At 52.0% G+C, this 25808-nt stretch carries 25 protein-coding genes and 1 riboswitch; of the genes, 13 read left to right on the top strand and 12 right to left on the bottom strand.

Going from position 1 to position 25808, the window contains the following annotated elements; genetic code table 11:
- Positions 1 to 263: 263 nt before the first annotated feature.
- From ACAN55_RS11155 to thiE, 8 genes are all read left to right on the top strand, one after another.
- Positions 264 to 1187: a hypothetical protein gene (locus ACAN55_RS11155; protein ID WP_379132141.1), complete on the top strand. Its 924-nt coding sequence runs from the start codon at positions 264 to 266 to the stop codon at positions 1185 to 1187.
- A gap of 21 nt (positions 1188 to 1208) precedes the next feature.
- Positions 1209 to 2963 carry a hypothetical protein gene (locus ACAN55_RS11150; RefSeq protein ID WP_379132138.1) on the top strand — a complete coding sequence of 585 codons (1755 nt, stop codon included), beginning with the start codon at positions 1209 to 1211 and terminating at the stop codon, positions 2961 to 2963.
- 94 nt (positions 2964 to 3057) lie between these two features.
- A riboswitch (TPP riboswitch) is annotated at positions 3058 to 3162 on the top strand.
- A gap of 123 nt (positions 3163 to 3285) precedes the next feature.
- On the top strand, positions 3286 to 4035 hold the full coding sequence (locus ACAN55_RS11145; RefSeq protein WP_379132135.1) for an ABC transporter ATP-binding protein: 750 nt from the start codon (positions 3286 to 3288) through the stop codon (positions 4033 to 4035).
- Positions 4019 to 4792: an ABC transporter permease gene (locus tag ACAN55_RS11140; protein WP_379132132.1), complete on the top strand. Its 774-nt coding sequence runs from the start codon at positions 4019 to 4021 to the stop codon at positions 4790 to 4792. Before ACAN55_RS11145 ends, ACAN55_RS11140 begins: the two co-directional genes overlap by 17 nt.
- Positions 4789 to 5865, top strand: coding sequence for an ABC transporter substrate-binding protein (locus ACAN55_RS11135; RefSeq protein WP_379132130.1), 1077 nt, complete (start codon positions 4789 to 4791; stop codon positions 5863 to 5865). The genes ACAN55_RS11140 and ACAN55_RS11135 overlap by 4 nt, the downstream gene beginning before the upstream one ends.
- A 33-nt stretch (positions 5866 to 5898) precedes the next feature.
- Positions 5899 to 6690: a hydroxyethylthiazole kinase gene (gene thiM, locus ACAN55_RS11130; protein ID WP_379132127.1), complete on the top strand. Its 792-nt coding sequence runs from the start codon at positions 5899 to 5901 to the stop codon at positions 6688 to 6690.
- A gap of 58 nt (positions 6691 to 6748) precedes the next feature.
- A complete protein-coding gene (thiD, locus tag ACAN55_RS11125) occupies positions 6749 to 7579 on the top strand; it encodes a bifunctional hydroxymethylpyrimidine kinase/phosphomethylpyrimidine kinase (protein WP_379132124.1) in 831 nt (276 codons plus the stop codon).
- Positions 7572 to 8276 carry a thiamine phosphate synthase gene (gene thiE / locus ACAN55_RS11120; protein ID WP_379132121.1) on the top strand — a complete coding sequence of 235 codons (705 nt, stop codon included), beginning with the start codon at positions 7572 to 7574 and terminating at the stop codon, positions 8274 to 8276. The genes thiD and thiE overlap by 8 nt, the downstream gene beginning before the upstream one ends.
- Positions 8277 to 8477: 201 nt before the next feature.
- Here the strand turns inward: thiE and ACAN55_RS11115 are convergent, their stop codons facing one another.
- From ACAN55_RS11115 to ACAN55_RS11100, 4 genes are all read right to left on the bottom strand, one after another.
- Entirely contained in the window at positions 8478 to 9524 is a 1047-nt protein-coding gene (locus ACAN55_RS11115; RefSeq protein WP_379132119.1) for a glycoside hydrolase family 130 protein, read from the bottom strand.
- Between the two features lie 36 nt (positions 9525 to 9560).
- Positions 9561 to 11108 (bottom strand): DUF3502 domain-containing protein, encoded by a 1548-nt coding sequence (locus tag ACAN55_RS11110; RefSeq protein WP_379132116.1) that lies wholly within the window; start codon positions 11106 to 11108, stop codon positions 9561 to 9563.
- A gap of 77 nt (positions 11109 to 11185) precedes the next feature.
- Positions 11186 to 12064 (bottom strand): carbohydrate ABC transporter permease, encoded by an 879-nt coding sequence (locus ACAN55_RS11105; RefSeq protein ID WP_379132113.1) that lies wholly within the window; start codon positions 12062 to 12064, stop codon positions 11186 to 11188.
- Between the two features lie 11 nt (positions 12065 to 12075).
- A complete protein-coding gene (locus ACAN55_RS11100) occupies positions 12076 to 13014 on the bottom strand; it encodes an ABC transporter permease (RefSeq protein WP_379132111.1) in 939 nt (312 codons plus the stop codon).
- Between the two features lie 261 nt (positions 13015 to 13275).
- Between ACAN55_RS11100 and ACAN55_RS11095 the strand changes: the two genes are divergently transcribed.
- Positions 13276 to 15603, top strand: coding sequence for a helix-turn-helix transcriptional regulator (locus ACAN55_RS11095; RefSeq protein WP_379132108.1), 2328 nt, complete (start codon positions 13276 to 13278; stop codon positions 15601 to 15603).
- A gap of 101 nt (positions 15604 to 15704) precedes the next feature.
- On the opposite strand, the gene ACAN55_RS11090 is transcribed toward ACAN55_RS11095, so the two are convergent.
- The 5 genes from ACAN55_RS11090 to ACAN55_RS11070 form a co-directional block, all read right to left on the bottom strand.
- Positions 15705 to 16061, bottom strand: a complete 357-nt coding sequence (locus tag ACAN55_RS11090) for a hypothetical protein (RefSeq protein WP_379132106.1) — start codon at positions 16059 to 16061, stop codon at positions 15705 to 15707.
- Positions 16062 to 16213: 152 nt separating this feature from the next.
- Complete coding sequence (locus ACAN55_RS11085) at positions 16214 to 17212, bottom strand: Gfo/Idh/MocA family protein (RefSeq protein ID WP_379132103.1); 999 nt, start codon at positions 17210 to 17212, stop codon at positions 16214 to 16216.
- Between the two features lie 82 nt (positions 17213 to 17294).
- Positions 17295 to 17648, bottom strand: coding sequence for a DUF1648 domain-containing protein (locus ACAN55_RS11080; protein ID WP_379132100.1), 354 nt, complete (start codon positions 17646 to 17648; stop codon positions 17295 to 17297).
- A gap of 25 nt (positions 17649 to 17673) precedes the next feature.
- The gene (locus tag ACAN55_RS11075; protein WP_379132098.1) at positions 17674 to 17991 is read right to left on the bottom strand and encodes a phosphoribosyl-ATP pyrophosphohydrolase; all 318 of its coding nucleotides are present in this window, start codon (positions 17989 to 17991) and stop codon (positions 17674 to 17676) included.
- Between the two features lie 3 nt (positions 17992 to 17994).
- Positions 17995 to 18378 (bottom strand): (deoxy)nucleoside triphosphate pyrophosphohydrolase, encoded by a 384-nt coding sequence (locus ACAN55_RS11070; protein ID WP_379132095.1) that lies wholly within the window; start codon positions 18376 to 18378, stop codon positions 17995 to 17997.
- 362 nt (positions 18379 to 18740) lie between these two features.
- Between ACAN55_RS11070 and ACAN55_RS11065 the strand changes: the two genes are divergently transcribed.
- From ACAN55_RS11065 to ACAN55_RS11050, 4 genes are all read left to right on the top strand, one after another.
- Entirely contained in the window at positions 18741 to 19238 is a 498-nt protein-coding gene (locus ACAN55_RS11065; RefSeq protein WP_379132092.1) for a hypothetical protein, read from the top strand.
- A gap of 205 nt (positions 19239 to 19443) precedes the next feature.
- Positions 19444 to 20166 (top strand): hypothetical protein, encoded by a 723-nt coding sequence (locus ACAN55_RS11060; RefSeq protein WP_379132089.1) that lies wholly within the window; start codon positions 19444 to 19446, stop codon positions 20164 to 20166.
- 24 nt (positions 20167 to 20190) lie between these two features.
- Complete coding sequence (locus ACAN55_RS11055) at positions 20191 to 20727, top strand: DUF4269 domain-containing protein (protein ID WP_379132412.1); 537 nt, start codon at positions 20191 to 20193, stop codon at positions 20725 to 20727.
- Between the two features lie 134 nt (positions 20728 to 20861).
- On the top strand, positions 20862 to 22319 hold the full coding sequence (locus ACAN55_RS11050) for an amidase family protein (protein ID WP_379132086.1): 1458 nt from the start codon (positions 20862 to 20864) through the stop codon (positions 22317 to 22319).
- A 195-nt stretch (positions 22320 to 22514) separates the two neighbouring features.
- Here ACAN55_RS11050 and ACAN55_RS11045 read toward each other — a convergent pair whose 3' ends face one another.
- The 3 genes from ACAN55_RS11045 to ACAN55_RS11035 form a co-directional block, all read right to left on the bottom strand.
- Positions 22515 to 23072 (bottom strand): SLOG family protein, encoded by a 558-nt coding sequence (locus ACAN55_RS11045; RefSeq protein ID WP_379132409.1) that lies wholly within the window; start codon positions 23070 to 23072, stop codon positions 22515 to 22517.
- A gap of 44 nt (positions 23073 to 23116) precedes the next feature.
- Positions 23117 to 23569, bottom strand: coding sequence for a VOC family protein (locus ACAN55_RS11040; RefSeq protein WP_379132083.1), 453 nt, complete (start codon positions 23567 to 23569; stop codon positions 23117 to 23119).
- Positions 23570 to 23716: 147 nt separating this feature from the next.
- Entirely contained in the window at positions 23717 to 25747 is a 2031-nt protein-coding gene (locus ACAN55_RS11035) for a beta-galactosidase (protein WP_379132080.1), read from the bottom strand.
- Positions 25748 to 25808 lie beyond the last annotated feature (61 nt).

Genomic DNA, 25808 nt, shown 5'->3' with positions numbered 1-25808 from the left:
TTTTAGTTGGCACATATGGCAAGCTGGATAAGGGTTCTAAAATCTGTCAATAGTATGCCATTATGATATAATTAAACCTTGTAAACTTCAACTTTAGGACCTGGAAAGGACGCTGCCATGATTTCATACGTTATCCTAGGGATTACGTTCCTTTATACTGTTATTCAAATTCACATGTACACCTCTCGCCTGCGTAAACCGCTTAACCGCGAAGACATTGACGAGAGACTGCTGGCTGCTCTGAATGGAGGCGAGAAACGCCCATGAATAAGAAGAAACCTGTAACCCTGCGCCCCTTCAAGGCTCCCCGGTATGCCTTTGACAAGCTGCGCATTTGCCGCCACTGCGCAAGATATACCGGCCTTTCGGAAGAAAGATGTCTGAAATGCGGGCGGGCCTCATTGTCTCCGGTTGAGCAGCGGGCCGCTTCAATTGCGGGCCGAAAGATGGGGACACGGCTCCTCTTGGTTCTTCTTTTGACACTGATCTCCGTCTACTTCGGCAATACGTTCACCCAGATGGCACTTTGCGCTGCCGGAGGGCTGCTGTTGATGGTTCTCTTGTACTATACGCAGCGCAAGGTGCGTTCTGCCGAGAACCTGCATACCCTTGACGTGCTGCTCGGCCAGAACATCGGAATCGTTAAGGAAGGGCTTGAGCTTAACCGACAAGAGGCTGTTTCCGTGCTTCGCGAAAATGATGTGCTGGCTTATGAGAAGCTGCGTGAGCTGTCTATCCTCCTGCGCGGAGACCGTATTGCCCGCCAGCGCGTGGCTCTGCTGCACGGTTTCCTGCTGCGCCGGGATATGGACCTTGAGATGGAGCAATTACTGCTGAAGGATTTCGAGCCTCTGCTGGCCGAATACATCGGTGAAATGGCTAAGGTCCGTCCGGATTTAATCAAGGACCGTACAATCCGTTATGTACAGAAGTATGAAACTCAAATATTGCGCTTGGAAAAAGGCGGCAACATTCTGGCGGGTGTAGCCGGAGCAGCTGTACGTATGAAACGGTACGCCCTGCTGTACTCCACTTTTATCGCGAGATACCTAGAGGAGCTGCCGCGTGACCGTATCCTCCGGTTATCCAGAATGATCTCGGCTCATCCGGCTGAGCCTTGGAATGGACTCGATCAGGCCGTGGCGCAAGTGGTTGAGAACAGCTATCGCTGGGACCCGGAATTTTAAGATGAAAGAGGTCCACTACATATGACGATCAAACAGCTGATAAACCCGCAGAATATTATGATTATTCTGTGTATATTCGTAATCGTGCTGCTGGGCGAGAAGTCTTTTCTGATCGCAGACAAAATAAAAACGGTTAATGAAGCCGCGCGGCTGTACGCATCCGGGGATCTGATCGCCGCAGAGGAACTCTACCGGAAAGCGGCAGATAACTCATCCATTTACTATAAAGAGAACGAGATTTCCGAGTACCTCAGCAAGCTTGCTCCGATCACAGACATCCGGAGCACCCTGGCAACACTGGTCCGCTCCACAAGCGATCAGGCGGCAACAAAGGATTTAACCGGACTCATAAAGAGCTATAAAGATCTCCTGGCTCTAAAATCGAAATATATGCAATCTAGCAGTCCTTATCAATCCTATTATCGCCAGTTATCCGCCGTTTCAGGCCTCTCCGATCAGATGACTTCCTATTTCCGGCAGTTTATTAATGATTACTATGCTGAATTGGAGACCAGCATGAGCAACATTGACACCACAGATGACAGCTTCAAGTGGAATCTGCTGCTTATTCCGGGAGACTACTATGGCGGAGATGAAACCAAAGAACAGCAACTTAAGAAACGGTTCGAGTCCCATGACACTAAGAAATTAGCTGCTCTTGCGGGGGCGGGGCGGTTCCAGTCTCTTCTGGACAGCGCGCTTCTAATGGTTAACGGGTATAAAGGTCATGATTATAAAGCGCCATGGGTGCTGAAACAAAGTGAAGCAAGCAGCAGAGCGATCCTCGGCAAGGATGTCGAGGGGGAGAACATCACCGCTTTCGCCGAGCACGCGCTGGCTTTCCGGAACTTCGCAGCGAACGCGGATCAGGCTTCCTCCAGCGTTCTGTCCTATATTAATAAAAGCATAACCAGACTGCTCAACAGCGCTAAAAAGCTGGCCCGGGCCGGTAAATATGCGGAGGCGATCAAACGCTATGGCGAGCTTGCGCCCCTTTCAGATACCTCAGATGAAGTAGCTGAAGTTACGCTAGCCTGGAATAAGGCAGAGCCGGTGCGCCTGCTGCCCGGGGGCGAAGAACAAGGCAGGTACACCCATGTTATTTCCGGTTCGAACCGTTACGGCTACCAGATATATGCTGCCGGAATAGACAGCAGCGGACGTTTGGTTTATGCAGCCATAAAGGATGACGGTACGACGGTAACAATCAACGGGGATTCTGTAGCTGGCGCAGAGAACTTAAGCAGAATCGATTTTGACAGCAGCTTGGGAAATTCCCTAGGTGTACCCGCTATTCTCACAGAGACTGACCTTGAGGACGGAAGAACATCATTTGCCGCCTACACGGTGAAGCCCGAAGGAATATCTGTTTTGTTCTCCTTCAGTGGTGACAGCTATGAGCTTCAGGATGATGGCTCAATTATCGTGCACAATGCAGATCTTGGAGACGGTGTTGATGGGCAGACAGCCATTTACCGCGAGTTCGACGGTGTATATCAGTTCACCGAGACTGTGCTGGAATACCCGCTGGTTACAGCTGCCGAACTAGAGCAGCATATGTATGAGAACGTCATGATTCAAGGGGATATTAGCCTGGATTACAACGGTAAGCCTTTTATTAATGTGGATGGGCGTTATATTTCGCTATGGGGCAACGTTGAAGTTGGCGGGAACTCCGGGTTACCTGGCCAGTTTCAGGGCGGATATGAATATATCTTAACGGACGAAGGCGAATTCTACGTGCCTGTGTTCGTAGTGGACTCGTCGGGAGCTTAAGCCTGAAGTTGTGATCATAAAAAGTCATGCTTCACCTTTACAAAAATATCACTTGTGTTATATTAATGAGCAATACGAATCGAATAAAGACCTTTTTAACCACTAGGGGGGCCTCACGGCTGAGACGGAAGCTTACGCATCCGGACCCTTTGAACCTGATCCGGATCATACCGGCGGAGGGAAGTGGAACGGAAACTTCGATCTGGCGTACTCCCCGCATCTACATTTCGGGATACCCTTATGAATCGGACCCGTTCATTTCCTTCCGGAAATGGGCGGGTCCTTTGTTCGTTTACAGGAGGGATCATACATAACGAATCTTTTGACACTGGAACATGTGGTCTATCATTACCCCGGCCTACCTGAGAATCCTGTAATTCCCGGGGTTTCCCTCACGGCGGCACGGGGAGAATTCATCTCGCTGGTAGGCCCGAGCGGCTGCGGCAAAACTACTCTCTTCAGACTGATCGCAGGCCTGCTTGAACCCTCCGGCGGAAACATCCGGATTACAGGTTGTGAAAGCGGACGGCTAGGCCATGTCTCCCTGATGCCGCAGCAGGATCTCCTGCTGCCTTGGCGGACGATTCTCGGCAACTGCCTGCTGCCGTGGGAACTCAACAGCAGCGGCCGCAAAGAGGACAAAATCCGTGAAATCCGAGCCTTGCTGGAGGAATTCGGCTTGTCCGGGTGCGAATCTGCGTATCCACATGAACTATCGGGAGGTATGCGGCAACGGGCGGCTTTTCTGCGGACCGTCTTGTCCGGCGGGGAGCTCATGCTGCTGGATGAGCCTTTCGGGGCGCTCGATGCCATCACAAAGCGGGAAATGCAGAAGTGGCTGCTGCGGTTATGGAGCAGTCTCGGCAGGACCGTTCTCTTCATCACCCATGATCTTGAAGAGGCACTCCTGCTCAGCGACCGTATTTATTTAATGGGCAGGAGCCCGGGACAAGGCCTGACCGAAGTGAACACCGGCCTGCCCCGGCCACGCAGCGATGCTATGAGATACGAGCCCCGGTTCACGGCGCTTAGGAAGCAACTGGAGGAGAGGCTTCATGAAGCAGATCGTTAAAACAGCTTTACGGCAATACCTTCCTTTCCTCGTCCTTTTGCTCATATTGCTGGCTGGCTGGGAAGCCGCGTCAAAGGCTGGTTGGGTTGCTTCTTATATTCTGCCTTCTCCAGGCAGCATCTTTAACGCTCTGGTCCGCAATCTGGACCTGCTGCTCAGCGTCCATCTTCCGGCAACGCTTCTGGAGGTCATGACCGGATTTCTGCTATCCGTACTGCTTGGCACACTGCTTGGAACAGGGATGCATCTGTCACGGGTGTTGGAGAAAGCCGTCTATCCTTTCGTCGTCATCAGCCAGACCATCCCGCTGATCGCACTTTCCCCCGTATTTATTATGTGGTTCGGCTATTCCTTGTGGAGCAAGGTTGCTGTAGTGCTGCTTACTGCTTTTTTCCCGGTGGTGGTCGGGACGTATGACGGGCTCCGCACAGGAGGGGGCATGTACCGCGAGCTGCTGCTGACCATGGGTGCTTCCCCAAGGCAGCTGCTGCTCAAAATCGGAGTCCCCCTTGCCCTGCCTTCTTATTTCTCCGGGCTCAAGCTGTGCATTGTCTACTGCGTCATCGGGGCTACCCTCGGAGAATGGCTTGGGGGCAGCCGCGGACTTGGTTATTTCAGCCGGCGCATGGCCGGAAATCTTCAGAGCGCAGAGATGTTCGCATCCATCCTGATGCTCTCGGTGCTCGGACTTGTCCTATTCCTGCTGATGGCGGGAATGGAGAAAATGATTGTAAAGAAAAGAGGTCATTCCAGATGAGGTCGATGCTCCAAAATACCGGACTATACGGTAATAAGGCAATTCACCGCTATGCAGTAAGAAGGCTTGTACCCGTTATCATCCTATGTCTGTCCCTGCTCGTTGCAGGATGCGGCAGCGGCGCATTAAGTACCGTCTCCGCCCCGGACAATGGCACAAGCTCCGGAAAGCAGCCGCTCCGCAAGCTTACCTTGATGCTGGACTGGTATCCTAACGCCGTCCATACCTTCCTGTATACCGCAGAGGCGAACGGTTATTTTGCTGCACAGGGACTTGACGTGGAATTTGTAATGCCTGCTGATACAAACGATGCACTAAGGCTCGCCGCTGCAGGCAGGGTGGATCTGGCGCTCAGCTACCAGCCGCAGGTGCTGATGGCTAGAGCTGAGGGCGTTCCCGTTAAAGCATTAGCCGCCATCGTCCGCCATCCCCTGACTCACCTGATGGTTCCCGAAGACTCGGACATCGAACGCCCCCGCCAATTAGAGGGTAGCGATATCGGGTATTCTTCAATCCCGCTTTATGATGCCATCGTGCGGGCAATGGTTAAGAATGACGGCGGCGACCCGGACAAGGTCAAGCTTGTTGATGTAGGTTATGATCTTATTCCGGCGTTGGCTACCGGCCAAACGGACGGTATCATGGGCGGCTTCATCAACCATGAAGCTCTGCTGCTGGAGAAGGAAGGCCACCTCGTCCGGACGCTCGCCCCTTCAGACTATGGCGTGCCTAATTATTACGAGCTTGTGCTGGCGGCAAGCGAGGACGGAATATCTTCGTCCGGCTCAGACTTCAGGAAGTTCATGACTGCGGCCGCCCAGGGGCAGGAGTATGTTAAGGAGCATCCAGAGGAAGCGCTTGAGATCCTGCTTCAGCATGAGAATGAAACCTCACCGCTCGACAGCGGCGTCGAGAAGCGGAGCCTCGATATTCTGCTTCCGTTAATGGATGCAGGCAGCGAACCTTTCGGACACCAGGACCCTGAATCCTGGAAGAATGTGCGGCAGTGGCTGAGTGATAACGGACTGCTGGACAGTGATGTTGCAGCAGAAGATGCTTTTGTGAATCTGTGAGTCAATCGAACTTATAACTAAGGAGGAATTATCATGTCTTATCTGTCCAAAGTACGTCTGCAGAACCCCCTGATCCACAACATCACTAATATTGTTGTTGCCAACTTTAGTGCCAACGGGCTGCTGGCGTTAGGAGCATCCCCTTTTATGGCGGATGCCCGTGAAGAGGTGAAGGATGTCGCTGCGATGGCCGGGGCCGTTGTGCTTAACATCGGCACACTGAACGAATCCTTGATTGCGTCCATGAAACTGGCCGGGGAAGCAGCCAACCGGCACGGTGTGCCAGTTGTATTCGATCCGGTCGGCGCCGGTGCCACGGCTTACCGGAACGAAGTCACGCGGGAGCTACTCGGCGAAATGCGCCTCACCGCGCTGCGCGGCAATGCCGCCGAAGTGGCTCATATTGCCGGAGAGCATTGGTCAGGCAAAGGCGTCGATGCCGGAGAAGGCAGCGGCGACGTTGTTGAAATCGCGCGGAAATCAGCGGTCAAGCTCGGCTGCATTGTTGCCCTTACGGGCAAGGAGGACATCATTACGGACGGGGAGGTTACCTATGTCTCCTCAAGCGGAGATGCCATTCTGACCCGGGTTACCGGAACAGGATGCCTGCTCAGCGCAGTGCTTGGCGCTTTTCTGGCTGTCGGCAAGGATAATCCCCTTGAAGCAGCGGCCGAAGCCATATCCTTCTACGGAGTGGCTGCGGAAATCGCCGCAGGTCTGACGGAAGGCAAAGGACCGGGAAGCTTTCAGATTGAATTCCTGAACCAGCTTGCCCTTGTAACGCCGGAAGAATATACAGAACGTGCGCGGATCAGCAGAATCTGACCAAATCAGCACCCGTGACCCTTCAGCCGGGTCACTAAGAAAGGAGCAAATATTGAACATGAGCCACACTCTGCCCATTAGTACTGCATTAACGATTGCCGGCTCAGACAGCGGAGGCGGTGCAGGTATCCAAGCCGACCTTAAAACGTTCCAAGAGCTTGGCGTATACGGCATGTCCGCGCTGACTGCCGTTACCGCCCAGAACACACTCGGAGTACAAGGTGTCTTCCCCCTGCCGCCGGAAGCTGTTGCGGCGCAGCTGGAGTCAGTAGGTAGCGATCTGCCGCCCGCTGCCGTCAAGACCGGAATGCTGTTCAGCGCAGAAATCATCCGCACGGTATCGGGTAAGATACGTAAATTCGGTTGGAGCAACCTGGTTGTCGATCCTGTCATGGTCGCCAAAGGCGGATCCCCACTGCTTCAGCAGGAGGCTGTTGATTCACTGGTTACCTTCCTGCTGCCTCTAACACTTGTTGTCACGCCAAATATCCCGGAAGCGGAGATCATTACGGGAATAACCATAGATAGCCTAGCCCGGCGGGAAGCAGCAGCCAAAATGATGATCGGCATGGGTGCCCGCTATGTGGTTATGAAAGGCGGGCATGACTACAGCGGGGATGAGATTGTTGATATCCTATATGACGGCAGCGAGTTTACGTATATGAGCGGGACACGAGTCGAGACCCGGCATACGCACGGCACCGGCTGCACCTATTCTGCCGCTCTTGCCGCAGGACTAGCGCAGGGACTGACCGTCAAGGAGGCAGCGCAGCTTGCGAAGGCTTTCATTCAGGCCGCGGTTGAAGACGGACTCGGACTCGGCGCCGGTCATGGGCCAACAAATCATTTCGCCTACGGACGGCGGAGGAGAGGTGCAATCGATGAATAACTCCAAGGGGAATAGAGCGGGTATGGGAATCGTTTGGGATACTGAAACGCTGCGGAAACAGTTGAAGCTCTACTTCATTATGGGAACCCCCAACTGCGTGCGTCCGCCCGTCGAGACACTAATCGAAGCCATATACGGCGGCATTACCCTATTCCAGTTCCGGGAAAAAGGGTCCGGAGCCTTGAGGGGGGCGGCCCGGTCTGCTCTGGCAGCCGAACTGCGCGATCTTTGCCGCTCTCACGGCATTCCCTTCATCGTGAACGACGATATTGATCTGGCGATTACTCTGGACGCGGACGGTGTACATATCGGCCAGGAGGATGCACCCGCAGCCATCGTACGGCGGCAGCTCGGTCCCGGTAAAATCGTCGGTGTATCGGCTCACACCCTTGAAGAAGCCAGGCAGGCCATATACGACGGGGCTGACTATTTGGGAATCGGTCCAATCTACCCTACCTCCTCCAAGGATGACGCCCGGCCTGTTCAGGGAACCTCGCTAATTCAGGAGCTCCGCCGCAGCGGCCTCCGTATCCCTCTGGTTGGCATCGGGGGCATTACCTCCGCCAATGCCGAACCTGTTATGGCCGCCGGTGCGGACGGGGTCTCCGTCATTTCGGCGATTGCGGGAGCAGACGATATCCGCGGTGCGGCAGAGCATTTGCTCCGGGGGCTGCATCGCCGGAGAAGCAGCAGCTGACCCATAGGACACAAGAAACCCGCTTCAGTTTACAGAAGCGGGTTTCTGTTCTTTATTTCTGTGTGACAGTCATGTTCGACATAGTACGAGTCGGTCAACTTTTCCATGGTTTATGCGCAGCTCTTGCTCCGCCGCACCTGTTCAGCCACGGCCTACGGGCGGTGCCATTCGGCCAGGCGTTACCGTAGTAATATAACGATCTTATGATAGCGTGCTAAAGATGTCGTCCAGCGGAATATCCGCAACCGCCATCACTTCATCCGCCGCTCCATAATACATGCGGATGGTATTTCCGATTAAGAGCGCGCCGCACGAGAACACGACGCCACCGAAAAATCCGTTTATCTCATATTCCGCTTCCGGTTCCATAAACGGGCGTGTCGATCGCGCGATTACTTTTCCTGGATCTTCCAGATCAAGCAGCACCGCCCCCATACAATAACGATGTTTGGTATCCGCCCCGTGGTACAGCGCCAGCCAGCCGCGCTCCGTGCGGATCGGAACCGCGCCGCCGCCCATTCTCGCCGAATCCCAGCCTTGCTCGCTGAGACCCATCAGAAAGCGGTGGTTGCCCCAATGCAATAGATCAGGCGATTCGGCGATCCACATCTCGGGAGCGCCAAACGATTTCGGAACCGGACGGTGCAGGGCATAGTATTTGCCGCCTATTTTTTCCGGGAACAGCATAACGTCTTTATTCTCGGGAGCCAGCATAAGCCCGTGCCGTTTGAATGTGCGGAAGTCTTTCGTTTCCGCCAGACCCGCGCCAACGCCGCGAACGGATGCGGAACTGTAGGTGATGTAATACGTATCTCCGATTTGGGTTACGCGCGGATCTTCAATTCCCCAAGCTTCCAGGGCATTCTCTGGAAACAGCGCAGGCTGCGGATCGATGTCGAAATGAACGCCGTCCTTGCTTCGCGCGACTCGAAGATGGGAGAGGGACGTCAGCATGACCAGCTGTCCGTCCGCCGCCACAAAGCGTGAATCGGAGAAATCGTAACGCGGATCGGTATCCGCATAACGTTCCACGATCACCCCGGTGCCCGTTTCATTCAACCGGGGGACGAGCACTTCGCCCACCCGGTCCGAAACCGGCGCTTCCGCAACGCGAAGCAGCAGAACCGTTTCGTCACGATATTCCGCAACACCGGCATTAAACGCTCCCAGCACTTTAAAATCAGGGCGCGAGGGCTTAACATCCTCCGTCCGGATCACGGGATTTTGCGCGCAGCGTATAACATTCATAGATAAAGTACCTCTTTCCTCTCTGAATATGGAGTGTTATTTACCGGATGCAACGGCGCCGATTTGCGCCTGGATTTCATCGATGACTTTTTGACCGCCCACGCCCATGATTTTATCTTCCAGCATCGCTTTGCCTTTATCCGCAGACAGCACACCCTGGCTAAGCGGCAGGAAAATGGAGTCGTGGAACGGTGTGATTTTGGCATATTCGGTTTTGACCTTTTCGGCGTTGAAGGTGAAACCTGCCGTCGGGCTTAGCGTAAAGTTGGCCGGGTCGGCGGAGAAGTCAAACCACTTTTTGTCGTCCGGCATCATCGTATCTGGCGTGCGGTTCAACGTCGGACGCCATGTCAGCGTATAGCCCGGGAAGACATAGCTCGAAAGTACCTTATAACTTGTATCTCCGACCGGTTCCCAATCCTTCCCTTGGATACCGTATTCCATCAAATCGTGGTTTTCTTTGATCGACAGCCAGTTGGCTACATCCATAGCCAGATCGGCATGCTTCGAGGAGGCGGGAATGCAAAGGAAATTCCACTGTTGGAAAGCTGTATACGGTTTCGCCTTATCGCCGTTCGGTACGAATACCTCAAGCTTATCGCTGCTGTCCTTCAGCATTTCCGCATATTTCAGCCCTTCCACGCCGTCTGCCGTATAATAAGTGGCGGCGTATTTGCCCTGCTTAAACAGCGTTTCGGCATTTTGCTCCTGGGCGATATTTTTGGACAAAATCCCGTCTTTATAGTACTTGGTGACGCGTTCATAACCGTCCGCAACGGTCGGACTTTCCCATTGCCCTACGACTTTCTTGTCTTTGGTGGAGTAGGCAAACATGTTGATGCCGATTTCGAGCACGGCATCCTCGGCCATATTGACCGATTCGCTCAGGATAAACGGCAGTTTATCCGCTTTGAGTCCATTGATGACAAACGGGTTGATATCCCTTTCATTTTCCTTGATCGTATAGAAAAACTTCTCCAGATCGGCAAGCGTTTTCAGCTCAGGCAATCCGTATTTTTCGCGCAAATCCTTGCGGATCATCAGGCCATACACTGGTCCTTGCGTTGTACCAAGCGGAATGCCCATAATTTTACCGCCGAATTTGTTGTACTCCCACATTTCATCGGGAATCGACGCTTTCAGCTCCGGCCGCTCAGCCACCATGGCGTCCAGCTCCTGGAGCGAATTGCTGGCGATCATCTGGTTCATGGACAGCCATGGTGCATCCAGATACATATCGAAATCCTCTCCGGCGGACATTTTGACCGCTACCGTGTTGCCGTAATCCGACCACGGAAGGAAGTTGATGTTCAGCGAAGCGCCGACGTTGTCCGTTTTTAATTTTTCATTGACGGCCTTCAGCACCTCATCGAAACCGGACGGTTTATCTCCCGGAAGATAGGCCTTTAATTCCACAATTTCCTTCGGAGCGTTTGAAGCGGAGTTGGTACCCGAATTCGTGCTGCCAGGTTCCGCATTTCCTCCATTGCCTGCATTGTCGTTGTTGCCTCCGCAACCAGCCAGCAGCAGCGTTGAAGCCAGTACCGTAGCCATGGCCGTGCCAAACATTTTTTTTAATTTCACTTTGGTAACCTCCCTTTAAATATGAATCATGCATCTATGCTTAACCGGAAGAATCCGGTTAACGCCGGAATCTTCGGTTATCCTTTCACGGCCCCTACCGTGAGGCCCTTAACAAAATATTTCTGCAGCATCGGGTACAGCAGGATGATTGGGCCGATCGTCAGAACGGTCGTCGCCATACGCACGCCGTAAGTCGGCGGCGTGACCGCGATGGCCGCGCCCGATGGAATCAGGTTTTTGGCGGCCTCCATGTTGGATACCATCCGGCGCAGAATCAACTGCAGCGGGAACAATTTTTCATTATCCACAAACATGAGTCCCATAAACCAGTCATTCCAATAGTTCAGGGCGTAGAACAGACCGACGGAAGCCAGGATCGGCTTCGAGATCGGCAGTATAATTTGGAAGAAAATTCTCACTTCGTTCGCCCCGTCGATCCGGGCAGCTTCCTCCAATTCCTCGGGAACGGTGCGGAAGAAGCTGACCAGCAAAAATACGAGAAAGGGTTGGCACAACATTGTAAGAATAAGCACCCAGACGGTATTTTGTAAATGCAGCCACTGGCTGACTACGATATAGAACGGAATAATGCCTCCCGAGAACAGCATGGGCAAGTAGCAGAAGAGCAGAAAAGGCGTCTGCAGGACATTCCGTTTGTTAGCCAAAGAGTAGGCCAGCATGGCCGAAATGCACAACGCGCTTACCGAGCCTACAGCGGTAACCAAAATTGTCACGGTATAACCGTTGAACAGCACCTTTGATTGCAACACTGCCTCGTATGCGGCCAAGGAAAACTTTTGCGGGAATAACGTGTACCCATGCGCGATCAGTTCGCCCTCATCGGTAAAAGAACCGATAACCATTAGTAGAAAGGGGAACAGACAGAACAAGGTGAACATTAGAATGATCGTATAAGCGGACACCGTAAAAATCCGGTCCGGAACACTCTGTCTCATCGTTTTGCCTCCTAAAATAATGCGGATTCTTTAGATACCTTGCGAGTAACCCCGTTGGCGATGATTACGAAAATCAGGCCCATCACCGATTGGAACAGCCCAACCGCCGATGACATCCCGAAATCGTGCAATTGTCTCATCGAGCGGAACACGAAGGTATCGATGACGTCGGTTGTTGGATACAGCAGGGAGTTGTCACCGATAATGGCATAGATCATCGCAAAATCCCCGTTGAAGATCCGGCCTACGGCGAGCAGCGTCATAATCATGATGGTTGGCACCAGCAGCGGCAGTGTGATGCGGAACATAATCTGCAGCTTGGACGCTCCGTCGATTCGGGCCGCCTCATATAAATCCTCGGAAATGCCGGTAATCGCCGCCAGGAAAATAATCGAGAGATACCCCGCCCCCTGCCATACCCGAATCACGGTAAGGATGGCGGGCCAAAGCTTCGACTCGAACATCCAGTTGACCGGCTCCATACCGATATTTTGCAGCCAAGTGTTGATCATCGGCTCTTCCCCGCCGAACATCGACTGAACAATCATCCCTACCACGATCCAGGACATGAAATAGGGCAGAAAGATGAGCGACTGCGAAATTCTTTTAAAATACTTGTTGCGAATTTCATTGAACATCAGCGCGATAAGCACGGCGGCGACTGTCGTAAAGAAGATAAACAGCGCGTTCAACACCAATGTGTTGCGCAGGACGGTCCAAAAGTCGTCCGAGGTGAAGAAATAATCGAAGTTTTTGAAGCCGACCCATTTACTTCCCGTAATCCCTTTAGAGAAGTCATAGTCCTTGAACGCAATCGTGATCCCGTAGATGGGAAGATAACTGAATACGAGGAAGAACAACAGGCCCGGCACGGCCATCGCATATAGGAAAGGATTTCGAGTAATATGTTTTAGCTTGGATCCTCTCCCTTTGTTTCGATCGTACTGCATAGTTTCAAGTACCCCCTTGTGTGTCTAAAATCGGTTTCCGGTGTTTCAGCCTCTGCGCCGTCCGATGTCGTCACCTTAACAAGCCCGCCTACAGGAAGGCAATTCCGGCAAACTCGGATTCTTCCCGCAAGCGCAGATTTCGCATTTTCCCAAAAACATCACTTTTCCAGAAATGAACGATTGTGCTGACGGAAAACCACAATATGCTACAATGAATCTGCACTTAGCATAGAGAGAGACATAAGTAACGGGGGTTCCAGCATGACAAAATTCAGCTATCCGAGCCTTGCCTCATTGAAGAAGCATCCTACCTATATGAAAATCATTTTTTATTTTGTCGGCGCGAACGTGCTCGTCTTGGCGATTTCCTTCCTGCTGTTGTACTGGCAGTCCTCGAAAACACTCCTTAAGGAAATCGGCGACCATTCGGAATCGCTTCTGCAAAACGGCGCCCGAAATACGGCCGGACTGATGGAATGGTCACTGGATTACAGCTATGCCTCCAGCAACGACAGCGAGCTGAAAGTATATGCGCTTTCGGATCATTACACTGATTTTGAGACATACACCGTATGGAGACGGTTAGGCGAGATCAAAAACGCCAACCCCGCGATCGATTCTGTCTACTTGATCAACGACTACGCCGACACGGTGGTCGATTCCCGGCTGGGCGTCAATGACGCCGCTGTTTTTTACGATCAGGATATCCTGAAGCGGCTGCGTGATCCTCAACTGGCCGAGCGAGCCGTTCCCTTACCCCGAACGCTAGCGCTTCCCTTGAGCGGGGAGGCCGCCAGAGATGTCATCACCATCGTCAGACTGTACGAGAAGGGCAGTTCTATTTCCGCCTTCGTCATGAATGTGGATACCGCCAAATTAATGGACCTGCTCCAGAACAATTCGAATTATCCAAACCGGCAAGTAACGGTGTTGAATGACCGGAATGAGGAGGTGTTCAGCACAGTCCGGCTTAACGGCCAGCAGATTTTGGAGCTTAGCCATCAGGGGGAGCAAAGTAAGAACGGTTGGAAGCTGTTCAAGCCACATGGCCGGGAAGAACAGCTTATGGTTTACTCGACAGCCTCGATTAAAGGGATTCAGGACTGGACATTCATTGAAAGCATTCCGAAGGCGGTTATCCTGGGCCGGATTTCCGTGCTCCGCAACATCAGTCTTTTTTTGTTCTCAGGCCTGTTCCTGGCTTCGCTGACCGTCATCGTCCTGATCTCCAAGCGGGTGTATTCCCCCATTCAGGAATTGGTCAGCAGCGTCATGCGGCAGTATCGGGCCGAGCAGCTCGGGGACCCGAAGTCGAGGAATGAGCTTGATTATTTATCCAGCGTCTTTACGGCCCAAAAGGAACAGATCGATGAATTGACCGAGCAGTGGCGGCATAACAAGGTCCTCGGCAGGGAGCGTTTTCTGCGCGAATTCTTGGGTGATGAAGCCCGTTCTCCAGCTGAAATCCGCAGGCATTTTAAGGAGTGGGAGATCGATCTACCGGAAGAAAATTTGTCCGTTGCGATCTTTCGGATAGACCGTTTCCCGGAGTTTACGGGGATGTATTCGGAGAAAGACCGCCGGCTGCTCCGCTTCGCGATGGCGAATATTATCCAGGAGTCGCTGCAAGCCTCCGATCACCGGATGCAAACGGTCGATATGGGAAACGACCATATCGCCGTAGTCCTGTCCGCTGCAGCTTCGTCCCCCAATTTCGCGGAGAAGCTGCGCGGATCGCAGGAGCTGCTGCAACAATATTTGTCGATCGGAATGACCGTAGCCTGGGGCAGAACGCTCTATAGCCTGACCGACATACATGAGGTGTATTTAGAGACCTACGAATTGACGCAGGAGCGATTCCGCTTTGGACATGGGGCGATTATTCTCAAGAACCAGTTGTCGGGCGCTCCCGGCGTGATGTTCCATCTTCCGCTGGAGAAAGAGCGCCAAATGGTGCAAGCGATTCAGAAAGGGAACCGGGACACCGTGCTGCAGATCATGGCTTTTGCCGTAGAAAAACTGAGAGAGTTGCCCTATTTTGAGTGTAAAATGTCGCTGATCACTTTGTTTAGCGATATGCGCCGGTTAATGCAGGACCAATTCCATCAGCCTCTGCCCAGCTCATGGGGACTGACCTCGCTCGAAAATCAGATTATTCGGCTGGAAACGCTCGACAACGTGTCCCATTGGATGGAAAAGCTGCTGGATAAAACGCTGGAGGACATTGCGGCTGCCCGCAGCCTGTCCAGAAACGCGGTGTTGATCGAGCAGGTGGAGCGTCTGATCGGGGAACGGCTCAACAATCCGAACCTCTCCTCCAAAATGCTGGCCGATGAGCTGGGGTTGTCCGTAAACTATCTGCGCAGTTTATATAAAGCGGAAACGAACCGTTCGATCACGGACACGATTTCAGAGAGACGGCTGGATCTTATATGCCAAGAACTGCTGGCGTCCGACTCGCCGATCGAGCCGATCATCCAAAATTATGGGTTTACCTCAGTGAACACTTTTTACTCTGTATTTAAAAAGGCGTTCGGGATGACGCCGGCTCAATACCGGAGAAACCACAAGAAGGACAGGAATTCATAGATTGATTAATTGATTTAAATCCCCGCTGCGCGCCAAACGAAAAAGGACAGTTATTCCGGCGAAGCTTCACCGGCATAACTGTCCTCTCTTCGGATGCACCTTTATTTTTTCTCTTTTTTCCTTCTGGAGATAGCTCCGATCCCATTACTAAGAAGCGCAGTCACGCCATACATGCCTGAGTAGAACAATGCGCTGGTGTTGCCCTCAAAGAAGATATACACCGAAAGAGTGAACAGCACCACCGGAAGCAGAATAAAAACGGGACTGAACCCTGTACGTATTCCCGCTTCCCCCGTAACGATTAGCACTGCGGTCGGATTAACCATAAGCAGCAGCAATACCCAAACCCCCAAATCATTCATGGTTCCTGTAGTATTGGTCTGCATAAACGGAATAAGGAAAAATAAAACGGTATACACCGCAAGATGAACCAGAAGTCTTTTGGTAAATGAACTCATGCCGGACGTTCCTCCTAATCAAGATAGTTGTATTATAGCCGAAACTGACCTGATTCTGCATAAACAAACGTCACATATGTATAAGACAGCCCCCGGATCAAGCCATACACACCGGGGGCTGCTGATATTCTCAAGTTATGAAGGTCATCCGATTATTCACCGGGATATACAAGCCCCCACTGCGCCCGTACTTGATCCAGCAGCTTCAGGAGAGCCAGTGACTCATCCAGCGGCATCACCGGACTTTCAGTAAGTCCCTCTTGCAGACATCGGCCCACTTCGTCAGCTTCAAAATTGTATCCTATGGATATACGGTCGTCCTCAAAGGTTTCCACTTTCTCATCGCCTATATACAGAGATGCTGATTTTGGATTAACCAGAGTTCCCTCAACAATGATGTAGCCTTCGGTTCCGAATACATGTGCTTCTTCCAGTGTTTTGAGACGGACGCCGGCATTCAGGGAAGCCGCCTTACCGCCGCTATAGGACAGAAGCATGGAGAAATGCTCATCCACACCGGTCTCTCCGATATGTGCCGTGCTTTGAATCTTCTCAGGATGTGGTCCAAACACCATGGAGGCAAAAGAAATCGGATAGATACCCACGTCCAGTAGTGCGCCGCCGCCAAGCTCCGGATTCAACAGCCGTCCTTGCGGATTCCAGTCCGTACGGAAGCTCAGGTCCGCTTTTACCAGACGAACGTCACCGATACGGCCCGATGCGATCCATTCTCTGACCTTCACAATAGCCGGAATGTAACGACTCCACATGGCTTCCATCAGGAACAGCTTATGTTCCCGTGCGTAAGCGACGACCTCCTCCAGCTCTCCGCTGTTCACAGTAAAAGGCTTCTCGCACAACACGGCTTTCCCGGCGCGAAGTGCCAAGAGGGCGTTATCTTTATGGAACGGATGTGGTGTGCCGATGTACACGGCTTCGACCTCAGGATCGTTCACCAGTTCCTCATAGGTTGCATAGGCCTTGGGCATTCCGAACTTTTGCGCAAATTCATCGGCACTTTCCTGTGAACGAGAACCTACGGCATATGCCACACCTGTCTTGCTGTGCGTCAAATCCCTCACAAACTGGCTGGCAATCCAGCCCGTGCTAATGATGCCCCATTTAATCTTGCGGGCTGTATCTTCACTCATCCTTGTCTCTCCTCCTCGGTCTTCATTCCGTCACTTTGATTGTATCAAACAACGATACACAAATACAACGCTTACAAAATGATTACACCATCATAAAAAAAGCTGAAATTCCGATTCCGGCAAACAGCGTGGTAACGAATATCGTTGCAGTTGCCCAAATAGAAATTGCAGCCGGTATATCCTTGGCATTGGGTGGCAGCTGGCGTTTATGTAATACCGCATAGAGCAGCTTCATCATAATCAGCCCCAGGAATCCAAGGGCACTAAGGAAGAGCAGCTCCCAGCTGGTTCTCGGCACAAATCTGTCGGCAACCCCGCTTCCGTTATAATGGATCGGCACCTCGTCCGGCATATGCGGAAATAGAAGATAATACACCAAGAATGGAACAATAGCGATCATCAGGTTCAGAATCAGTAGCATTCTCTTTTTAGCCATCAAATTTCCTCCTTTATCTTACCAGCTATGTCTCCAGCAGAAATATCCGTTCCTTGAACCGGCCTCGCGCCTGCGCCTTGTTCACCCGGATGCTCTCCAGCACCTTTTCGTCTCCACCATGTCTCTCCGCCAGAGCAAGGATAACCTCCATGATATCGGCCAGCTCTTCAAGGGCCAAGGGGTCGCTCTCACTCTGCAGATATTCCTCCGTCTCCTCCGCCAGCTTCTTCCGAAGTTCACATGTGTATTCCTGGGCATCCAGTATCCGGGTTCTGCAGGTTCTTCCTTGGGATGCAATCAATTCCGGAATCCCGTCACGCACCAGCTTGTTATATACAGGCATGAATCATTCTCCTTTCAATCTCTCCACAAATGGGATATCCGCCGGGGCAAAAGAGAACTCTCCCAGCTCCTCCGGCAGCAGCCACCGGTAGTCATCATGATCCGAAAGATGAATCTCTCCTCCCCGGTATTCCGCTCTCCAGGCAATCAGCCGGATGTGGATACTGCCATAGTCATGCTCACTGATGTCAAAAACTTCGAGTGGAACGATCGAAAGCGACATCTCTTCCATTAGCTCTCTCTTAAGGCATTGCGGCACACTTTCGCCGGGTTCGATTTTACCGCCGGGGAATTCCCAGAGTCCCTCTTGCGATTTGCCTGCCCTGCGGCGTGCAATCAGTATTCGGCCTTCCTTATTATGTATAATCGCCGCAGCTACTTCAATCACGGTACATCCCTGCCTTTCTATAAGGAATATACTCCTGAGAGGTGGAAATATCCAGTTGCTATGAATCGAAGACGTTGCTTGAAGCATACCCGGTTAACGCAAATAGAAGGCTCCCCCGAGATCAATACAGTGTAGGCCATACCCGCACCTACAATAATTACACCGGCAATGATCAAGGTTATCGTTGTTCTCTTCATCACGCGGGCAGCCGACGGCCTTGCTGGCATTCTGGTTCTGGGCAAGAGCCCGGGGTAGGACTGTACTTTTATCCTGTCGCGGCCGCTGGAACAAGAGATGTAGTGTACAGCATCTCTGCGTGTTATAATCATGTGCACAATGACACCGTAAACCGGAGGATGTATATGCTTACTTTTGAACAAAAATTAGCGATTCTTGATTCGTACCCACAGCTTGAGCGCAGGAATGTATCACTTGGACGCGTGAATTATCATTTTGAGGGGAGCCGGCATGAGAAGAAGACGATCGCTTCTCATCTGCACCCAAACGGCAATGGCTATATATTCGCAGGACTGCTGCGCGGGTATGAGAGTGATGCCAAGGGGCTCGTTAACATCCGTGATTACTCGGAAGCCGAGCTGCGGGAATTAATAGACGCATCCATTACCTCGCTGTCCATGTTTATTCCTGATGCGCCTGTAGTCAGCAAGCGGAAGAAGAAAGCGGCGTCAGCTTCAGACTCATTCTGGAGCAACGCGGAAGGTAACCTTCTGAAGCTTACTAGGGAAGAAGATTTGTGGTATTTGTATGCCGGCCTGAATCTGGAGATGGCATTCGAAACCATTGAAGAAGCGGAAGAGTACCTGATGGAAGAAGGCTTTGCACCAGCTTCCCAGGAATAGTGGCGGATAGCGGCGAGGACACTCTCCTGGCTGTGCTTCATAACTTCCATGATTGTAATACAAGCCTGCCGGTATACGGCAGGCTTGTTCTCTTGTATTCTACAATTCATATGGCAAATAACGACAAAATCATAGTACATATTCAATATGTACCTTATAATATAAGTAATAACTACATTTCCATAATTTATGAGGAGGAATAGTAATGAGCAATTTTGATGGCGGAACACCCTTTACGAATCCGGAAGGCCAGAACCCAGGACCCCAGAAAGCGAAGGATTCATGGAACTCTTTTATCCAGGATGAGCGGGTTCAGCAGGCAAGACAGGTAAGCAAGCAGTATTTCAGCTTTTTCCTCAGTGCTCTGGTACGGCCTTACCGCACCATGAGAACTGTGGGCGAAGAACAAACTCTTAACGGAATTATTACCGCCGCCTTAGTTTCAGCCTTCTCCGCCTTTTATTTTCTATTCTGGTTTCTGAAGTGGGATATCTCCCCGGCCTTCGGCCCCGGCTTCCTAAAGCCTCTGTTCCTGACAGCATTCGGCATTGCCGTTGCCTTTGGACTGATCTTTGCTGTGCTGCGTCTGGAGAAGGTAAGCTTCTCACTTAAGCTCCTGCTGGCCCGGTTCGGCACACTGCTTATTCCGGCTGTTGCGGTCCTGGTATTAGCCAACCTATTCCTGCTTGTCAGCCTCTATACCTTCTCACTGTACTTGCTCGTACTGGCGTTCCTCTTCATCTTCGCAGCTATCAATGCGGTAGTGTTTCAGTACCCGATTCATGACTCTGCTGGTTCTGTCGATGTCATCTACAGTATCATCCTAACCAATGCGGTTACTGGATACATATTCTATAAACTGATTACCTCTGTTGTAGCAGGCGCCATCGGCGGGCTAATCGGCAGCGTATCTCCATTCAACTTCTAACATTTGTGAGGGAGTGACGTGAGCTTGTTCAGAGACATTACATATTTGAAATCGGGCAGTAACAAGCAGCGGCTGGCGTATCAGGCCATCATGGATACAGAAATATGGAATCGGTTATCCTCGTATACTCCAGTACTCTGCGGCACGATTCCCATCGGAATTGATACTGCGGCTTCGGATTTGGACATTATCATGGAGGTATCCGACTTCCCTAGATTTGAAGACGAAGTAGTCTCGTTGTATGGAAAATATGCAGGATTCCGGATCAAAGAAAAGTCCATCAGAGGTATGCCTGTGATCAAAGCAAATTTCACATCCGGCGGTTTCCATTTCGAACTGTTTGGCCAGCCTCAGGCCGTACACCGGCAGCACGCCTACCGCCATATGCTGGTGGAACATCATCTGCTGCTGAAGCATCCCTCCATCAAAGCATCGGTTCTCTCTCTTAAGGAGAACGGAATCAAGACTGAGCCTGCTTTTGCCCAGGTCATGGGACTTACCGGTGATCCTTACGAGGAGCTCCTGGCACTTGGGATACAGCTTGGGCTGTATTCCGAATAATTCTTGTACATAAGGCGCGGAAGGGGAATATCTCCTTGCGCGCTTTTTTCACAAAAGAACGCTGTCAGCACTGCCAAACTATGGTTATACTTAGGTAAGCAACCCTAATTCGAGTGAAAGAAGTGAGCGCCCGCATGAGCTTTGAAATCGTTGAGGCCACAATTGCCGACATCCAGGCGGCCCTGGATTCCGGAGAAATCACATCGAAGCAATTAATCCTTATGTATTTTGAGCGGATCACGAATCATGACAAAAACGGCCTGACGATCAACTCCGTACTGGAGATCAATCCTGATGCACTGTTCATTGCTGAAGCCTTGGATACCGAACGCGCTTTATTGGGCCCGCGCGGCCCGCTTCACGGCATACCTGTATTATTAAAGGACAACATCAATACCGGCGATAAAATGCACACCAGTGCCGGATCGTTGGCACTTAAAGATAATTTCGCGGGCGAGGATGCATTCATTGCAGCGAAGCTACGTGATGCCGGGGCGGTCATTCTGGGTAAAGCCAACATGACGGAATTCGCCAATTTCATGACGAACGGCATGCCTTCCGGCTACAGCTCCCGCGGTGGTCAAACCCTGAACCCGTATAATATTTCCACACCCACCGGAGGGTCAAGCGCCGGCTCCGCCGTGGCGGTCGCATGCAATTTCTGTACCGTTTCTGTCGGAACCGAAACCTCCGGTTCCATTCTGAATCCCGGTAACCTCGGCTCAGTTATCGGCCTTAAGCCTACTGTCGGTCTGCTCAGCCGCAGCGGCATTCTGCCGCTTTCGAATACGCAGGATACCGCAGGTCCGATGGCAAGAACCGTTGAAGATGCCGTATTGCTACTGAATGCCATGCTCGGATTTGATGCCAATGATCCCGCGATGGGATCAGGCACCGGGAAGGTGCATGAGGATTATACTTCATACCTGGATATAAACGGCCTGCAAGGTGCCCGCATCGGCATTCCGCGTGATTACTATTTCGAAGAACTGACTGAGGAGCAGCTTGCTCTATTCAATGCTGCCGTAGCACGAATGAAAGAGCTGGGCGCAACCATTATCGATCCCGCCGATATCCGAACCGCCCGGGAGATTAAATATTCTTCTGTCGTGCTCAATGAATTCAAAACCTCACTGAATGCTTACCTCTCGAAGCTGGGTCCCGGAGCACCGGTGCGTACACTTCGGGAGATTATCGATTACAACCACGCGCATCCGGTGGAGACGCTGCGTTATGGACAGGCAACGCTAATCGATGCCGAGTATAATACTTCCGGGACATTAACCGAACCACAGTATCTTCGTGACCGGCTCACAGACCTCCGGCTGTGCAAGGAGGAGGGCATCGATGCTGTCATGAAGGAGCACCAATTGGATGCACTGCTGTTCCCGGCTGATTTCGGGGCAAGAATCACCTCCCGGGCAGGATATCCCTCCATTGTGGTTCCTGCCGGTTATACCGCTGCCGGCCCGCCTTTTGGCGTTGCTTTTGCTGCAAGGGCCTATGAAGAGCCGGTGCTAATCTCCTTAGCGTATGCGTTCGAGCAGCACACGAAGGCACGCAAAGCCCCTTCTCTGCACAGCTTTATCTAGGGCGCCTGCCTTGACGAATGGCATTGACTTCTGCACAGTTCTATTGGTACTACCTCTTAGCAGAGTGCGACAACCAGCAATGACAAAAACCCGGAGCCATCGGCACCGGGTTATTGCGTTGTCACGTTTATGTTATTGGACTATATCCACATACCGGAGAGCACATAGATTTGGCTGTGAGCGCCTCCCCAGCCGCTATTCGTAACGGCTCATATTCTCCTCTTCGGCAATGGCCTGGATATCCTCTGAATGAATGATATATAACCCATAGCCGGTGGCCTCATGCAGCTTCATTGCCCGTTCCTTGAAGAATTTCGGGCTGCCTTCGGCGGCCTCCTCATCATAGAACAGCAGCATGCCATCGCTCTTACGTAGTAACAGATCATCCCTTGCCCTAAACTGCCAGCTTCCTTCATATGGCTGCTTGCTGACCGCACCGTAATAATCCGCACGGCCAACGATTCGGCGATACTCCTCCTGCTTCTCTTCCTTCCACTTCTCCTCAGGCGCGGCATGAGCTGTAATAATTCCGAGCTTCAGTCCGGGATAATGATTCTTTAGTTCCAATACAACCTCGCAGGCCCACAGGTCCACTCCGTACTGCCCTGGCGTAAGTACCCATTCCAGCCCTTCCTCTGCCAACGGAACAATGCGTGAGGACAGCGCTTTTTTGATATAGGGAATTCCTTGATGTTTGTTGTCGAAGATGCCAAGCTCATGCGCCCGGTATCCGGTTACGAGTAAATTTTTCAGTCTGGCGGCCCCCTTGAGGGAAGTTATTATCCGCCTATTATACACTAGTCGTTCTCAAGAAGCTCCACCAGCACCTTCAATTCACTGAAGCTGTCCATGTACGCATAACGTCCTCCGGTGTATTCGCCTTTCTGGATGAGCGGCATCCCATGCTGCCCCAGCAGTTCGATCTTCTCTTTCATTCCTTTAATGGCAAAAGCGATATGGTGAATACCTTCTCCCTGGGTATCGAGAAATTCACGCCAAGTCGACGGCTGTTCGTCCGGCTGGATAAGCTCGATCTGGACCTGACCCGCATCCACAAAAGCAAGCTTGGCCCGGGCAGGCGTCGCCTCCCCTCTAAGCTCAGTCTGCGCCAAATTCTGCGTATCGGTCCAGAACGCCTCCGGCTGAGGAATACCGAAGAAGTCTGCATAACTCTTCGCCGTCTTCTCTATGTCCTTCACAATAATGCCGATCTGCGTAATCACCTGCGTGCTGAGAATTCCCTTGTCCATGTGCATTGCCTCCTTTGTTGTTGTATTTCCGGCTTGCTTATCAGACCAGTCATGACACCATTTGGATGTCTGCACCCCTCTTTATCATAAAAAATCCCGCTCTCCTCCCAGCCGGGAGAAAAGCGGAACCAAGTTCAACGAAGACTCTTATTTAGTGCCTTCCAGGATCAGGAGGCCGCGTCCCGGAACCTTGGCTGTACCGCTGAAGACGGCACCGGTCAAGAGGTCGGTGCGCTCAACAGAACCGATCTCGGCGCTCAGCTCTTCTGCGCTATGGTTCAGCAGGAACAGATAAGGAACACCGTCCTTCACGCGCTGCACGGATTCAATGCCTTCCGGTGCTTTCACCAGCGGCAGCACACTGTTCTCAGCGCAGATATTGCCCAGGAATCCTTGCAGGAATCCGGCTTCCGGACTTGTAGCTACATAATAGGCTTTGCCCTCACCGAACGTGTTCACGGTAAGTGCCGGCATGCCTTTGTAGAAATCGGAGCCATACTGCGCCAGAACCTCTGCCCCTTCCGAATGGATCAGATCGCAGAGCAGATCACATGTGTACGACCCGCTTAGACCGCCCCACTCTTGGTTCATCACCATTTCATTGCTCATTCCCGGAAGCAGCGCATCAAGCTCTTCCGCCCAGATGCCAAGCACTTTCCGCAGTTCTCCCGGGTATCCGCCTACGGTTACGAGATCATTCTCATTCACGATGCCGCTGAAATAGGTCGTGATAAACGTTCCGCCAGCACGGACAAATGCTTCGACCTTTTCAGCAAATCCCGGCTTGATCATATATAGCACCGGCGCGATGACAATCTTGTATTTGGACAGGTTCTCCTCAACGCCAATCATGTCAGCCTCGATGTTCTGCTGATACAGCGCATCATAAAATTTGTGTACTTCATTGACATAATTCAGCGCTACCGAAGGACCGCTCGACAAATCAAGCGCCCAGCGGTTCTGCCAGTCGTAGATAATACCCACCTTAGCTTCGCTGCGGGCATCCAGCAGCTTATCTCCAAGCCGCTCCAGTTCCTTGCCAAGCTCCGCACTCTCGCGGAATACCCGGGTATGCTCATGGCCGACATGCTCAATCACGGCGCCGTGGTATTTCTCGCAGGCTCCGATGGAACGGCGCAGCTGGAAGAACATGACCGTGTCCGCACCACGGGCTACGGCCTGGTAACTCCACAGGCGCATTACGCCTGGACGTTTCAGTGAATTGTACGGCTGCCAGTTCTGCTGGCTTGGCGTCTGCTCCATCAGCATAAACGGCTGCCCGTTCTTCAGGCCGCGCATCAGGTCATGGGTCATCGCGGTAAAGCTGACCGGCGTATCCAGGGAAGGATAGTTGTCCCAGGAGATGACATCCATATGCTTGGCCCATTCAAAGTAATCCAGCTCCGGATAAAAGCCCATCAGATTCGTGGTAATTGGAACATTGGTGCTGTGCTGCTTAATTGCATCGTACTCCAGCTTGTAGCATTCCAGCAGACTGTCGGACATAAAACAGCGGTAATCCAGTGAAATCCCCTGGAAGTTGGTGCGGTTCCCGTTCCACTCTTCGCTAAGCTCGCTCGGTGCTACAATTTCTTCCCAATCATAGAAGGTATGTCCCCAGAAACGGGTATTCCACGCCTTGTTCAAGGTATCAAGCGTACCGTAACGCTTCTTAAGCCAAACCCGGAAAGCAGCCTCGGACTGCTCCGAATAATCATAACCGCCATATTCATTAGAGATATGCCATGCCACGAGGGCTGGGTGATCCTTATATCTTTCTGCAAGCTTGCCAGCCAAAAGTGCAGCATACTTCCGGTATACAGAGCTGTTCGGATTGGAATTATGCCGTCCCCCGAATTTACGTTTGCGCCCTTGGACATCCACGCGGGTTACTTCCGGAAAACGGTGCGCCATCCAGGCCGGATGTGCCCCCGTCGCCGTAGCAAGGCATACATACGTGCCATTCTTATATAACCGGTCCATCATGGCATCGAGGCCGGAGAAATCATACGTATCCTCGGAAGGCTGGATCAGCGCCCAGGAGAACACATTTATCGTAGCTACATCAATTCCGGCCAGCTTGAACATACGTTCATCTTCGGCCCAATCCGGTGCTTCCCACTGCTCGGGGTTGTAATCTCCGCCATACCAAATCTTCGGCAATTTATCGTTGATCAAGATTTGCACATCCTTTATAGTATAATTATATATTCATTGTAATCCTCTGAACTTTAGCTTT

The organism is Paenibacillus oryziterrae, from assembly GCF_042610485.1.
In the GTDB taxonomy this organism is placed as follows: domain Bacteria; phylum Bacillota; class Bacilli; order Paenibacillales; family Paenibacillaceae; genus Paenibacillus_AQ.
The sequence above is the reverse complement of the archived record's forward strand: the minus strand, read 5'-3'. Positions and strand labels throughout refer to the sequence as shown.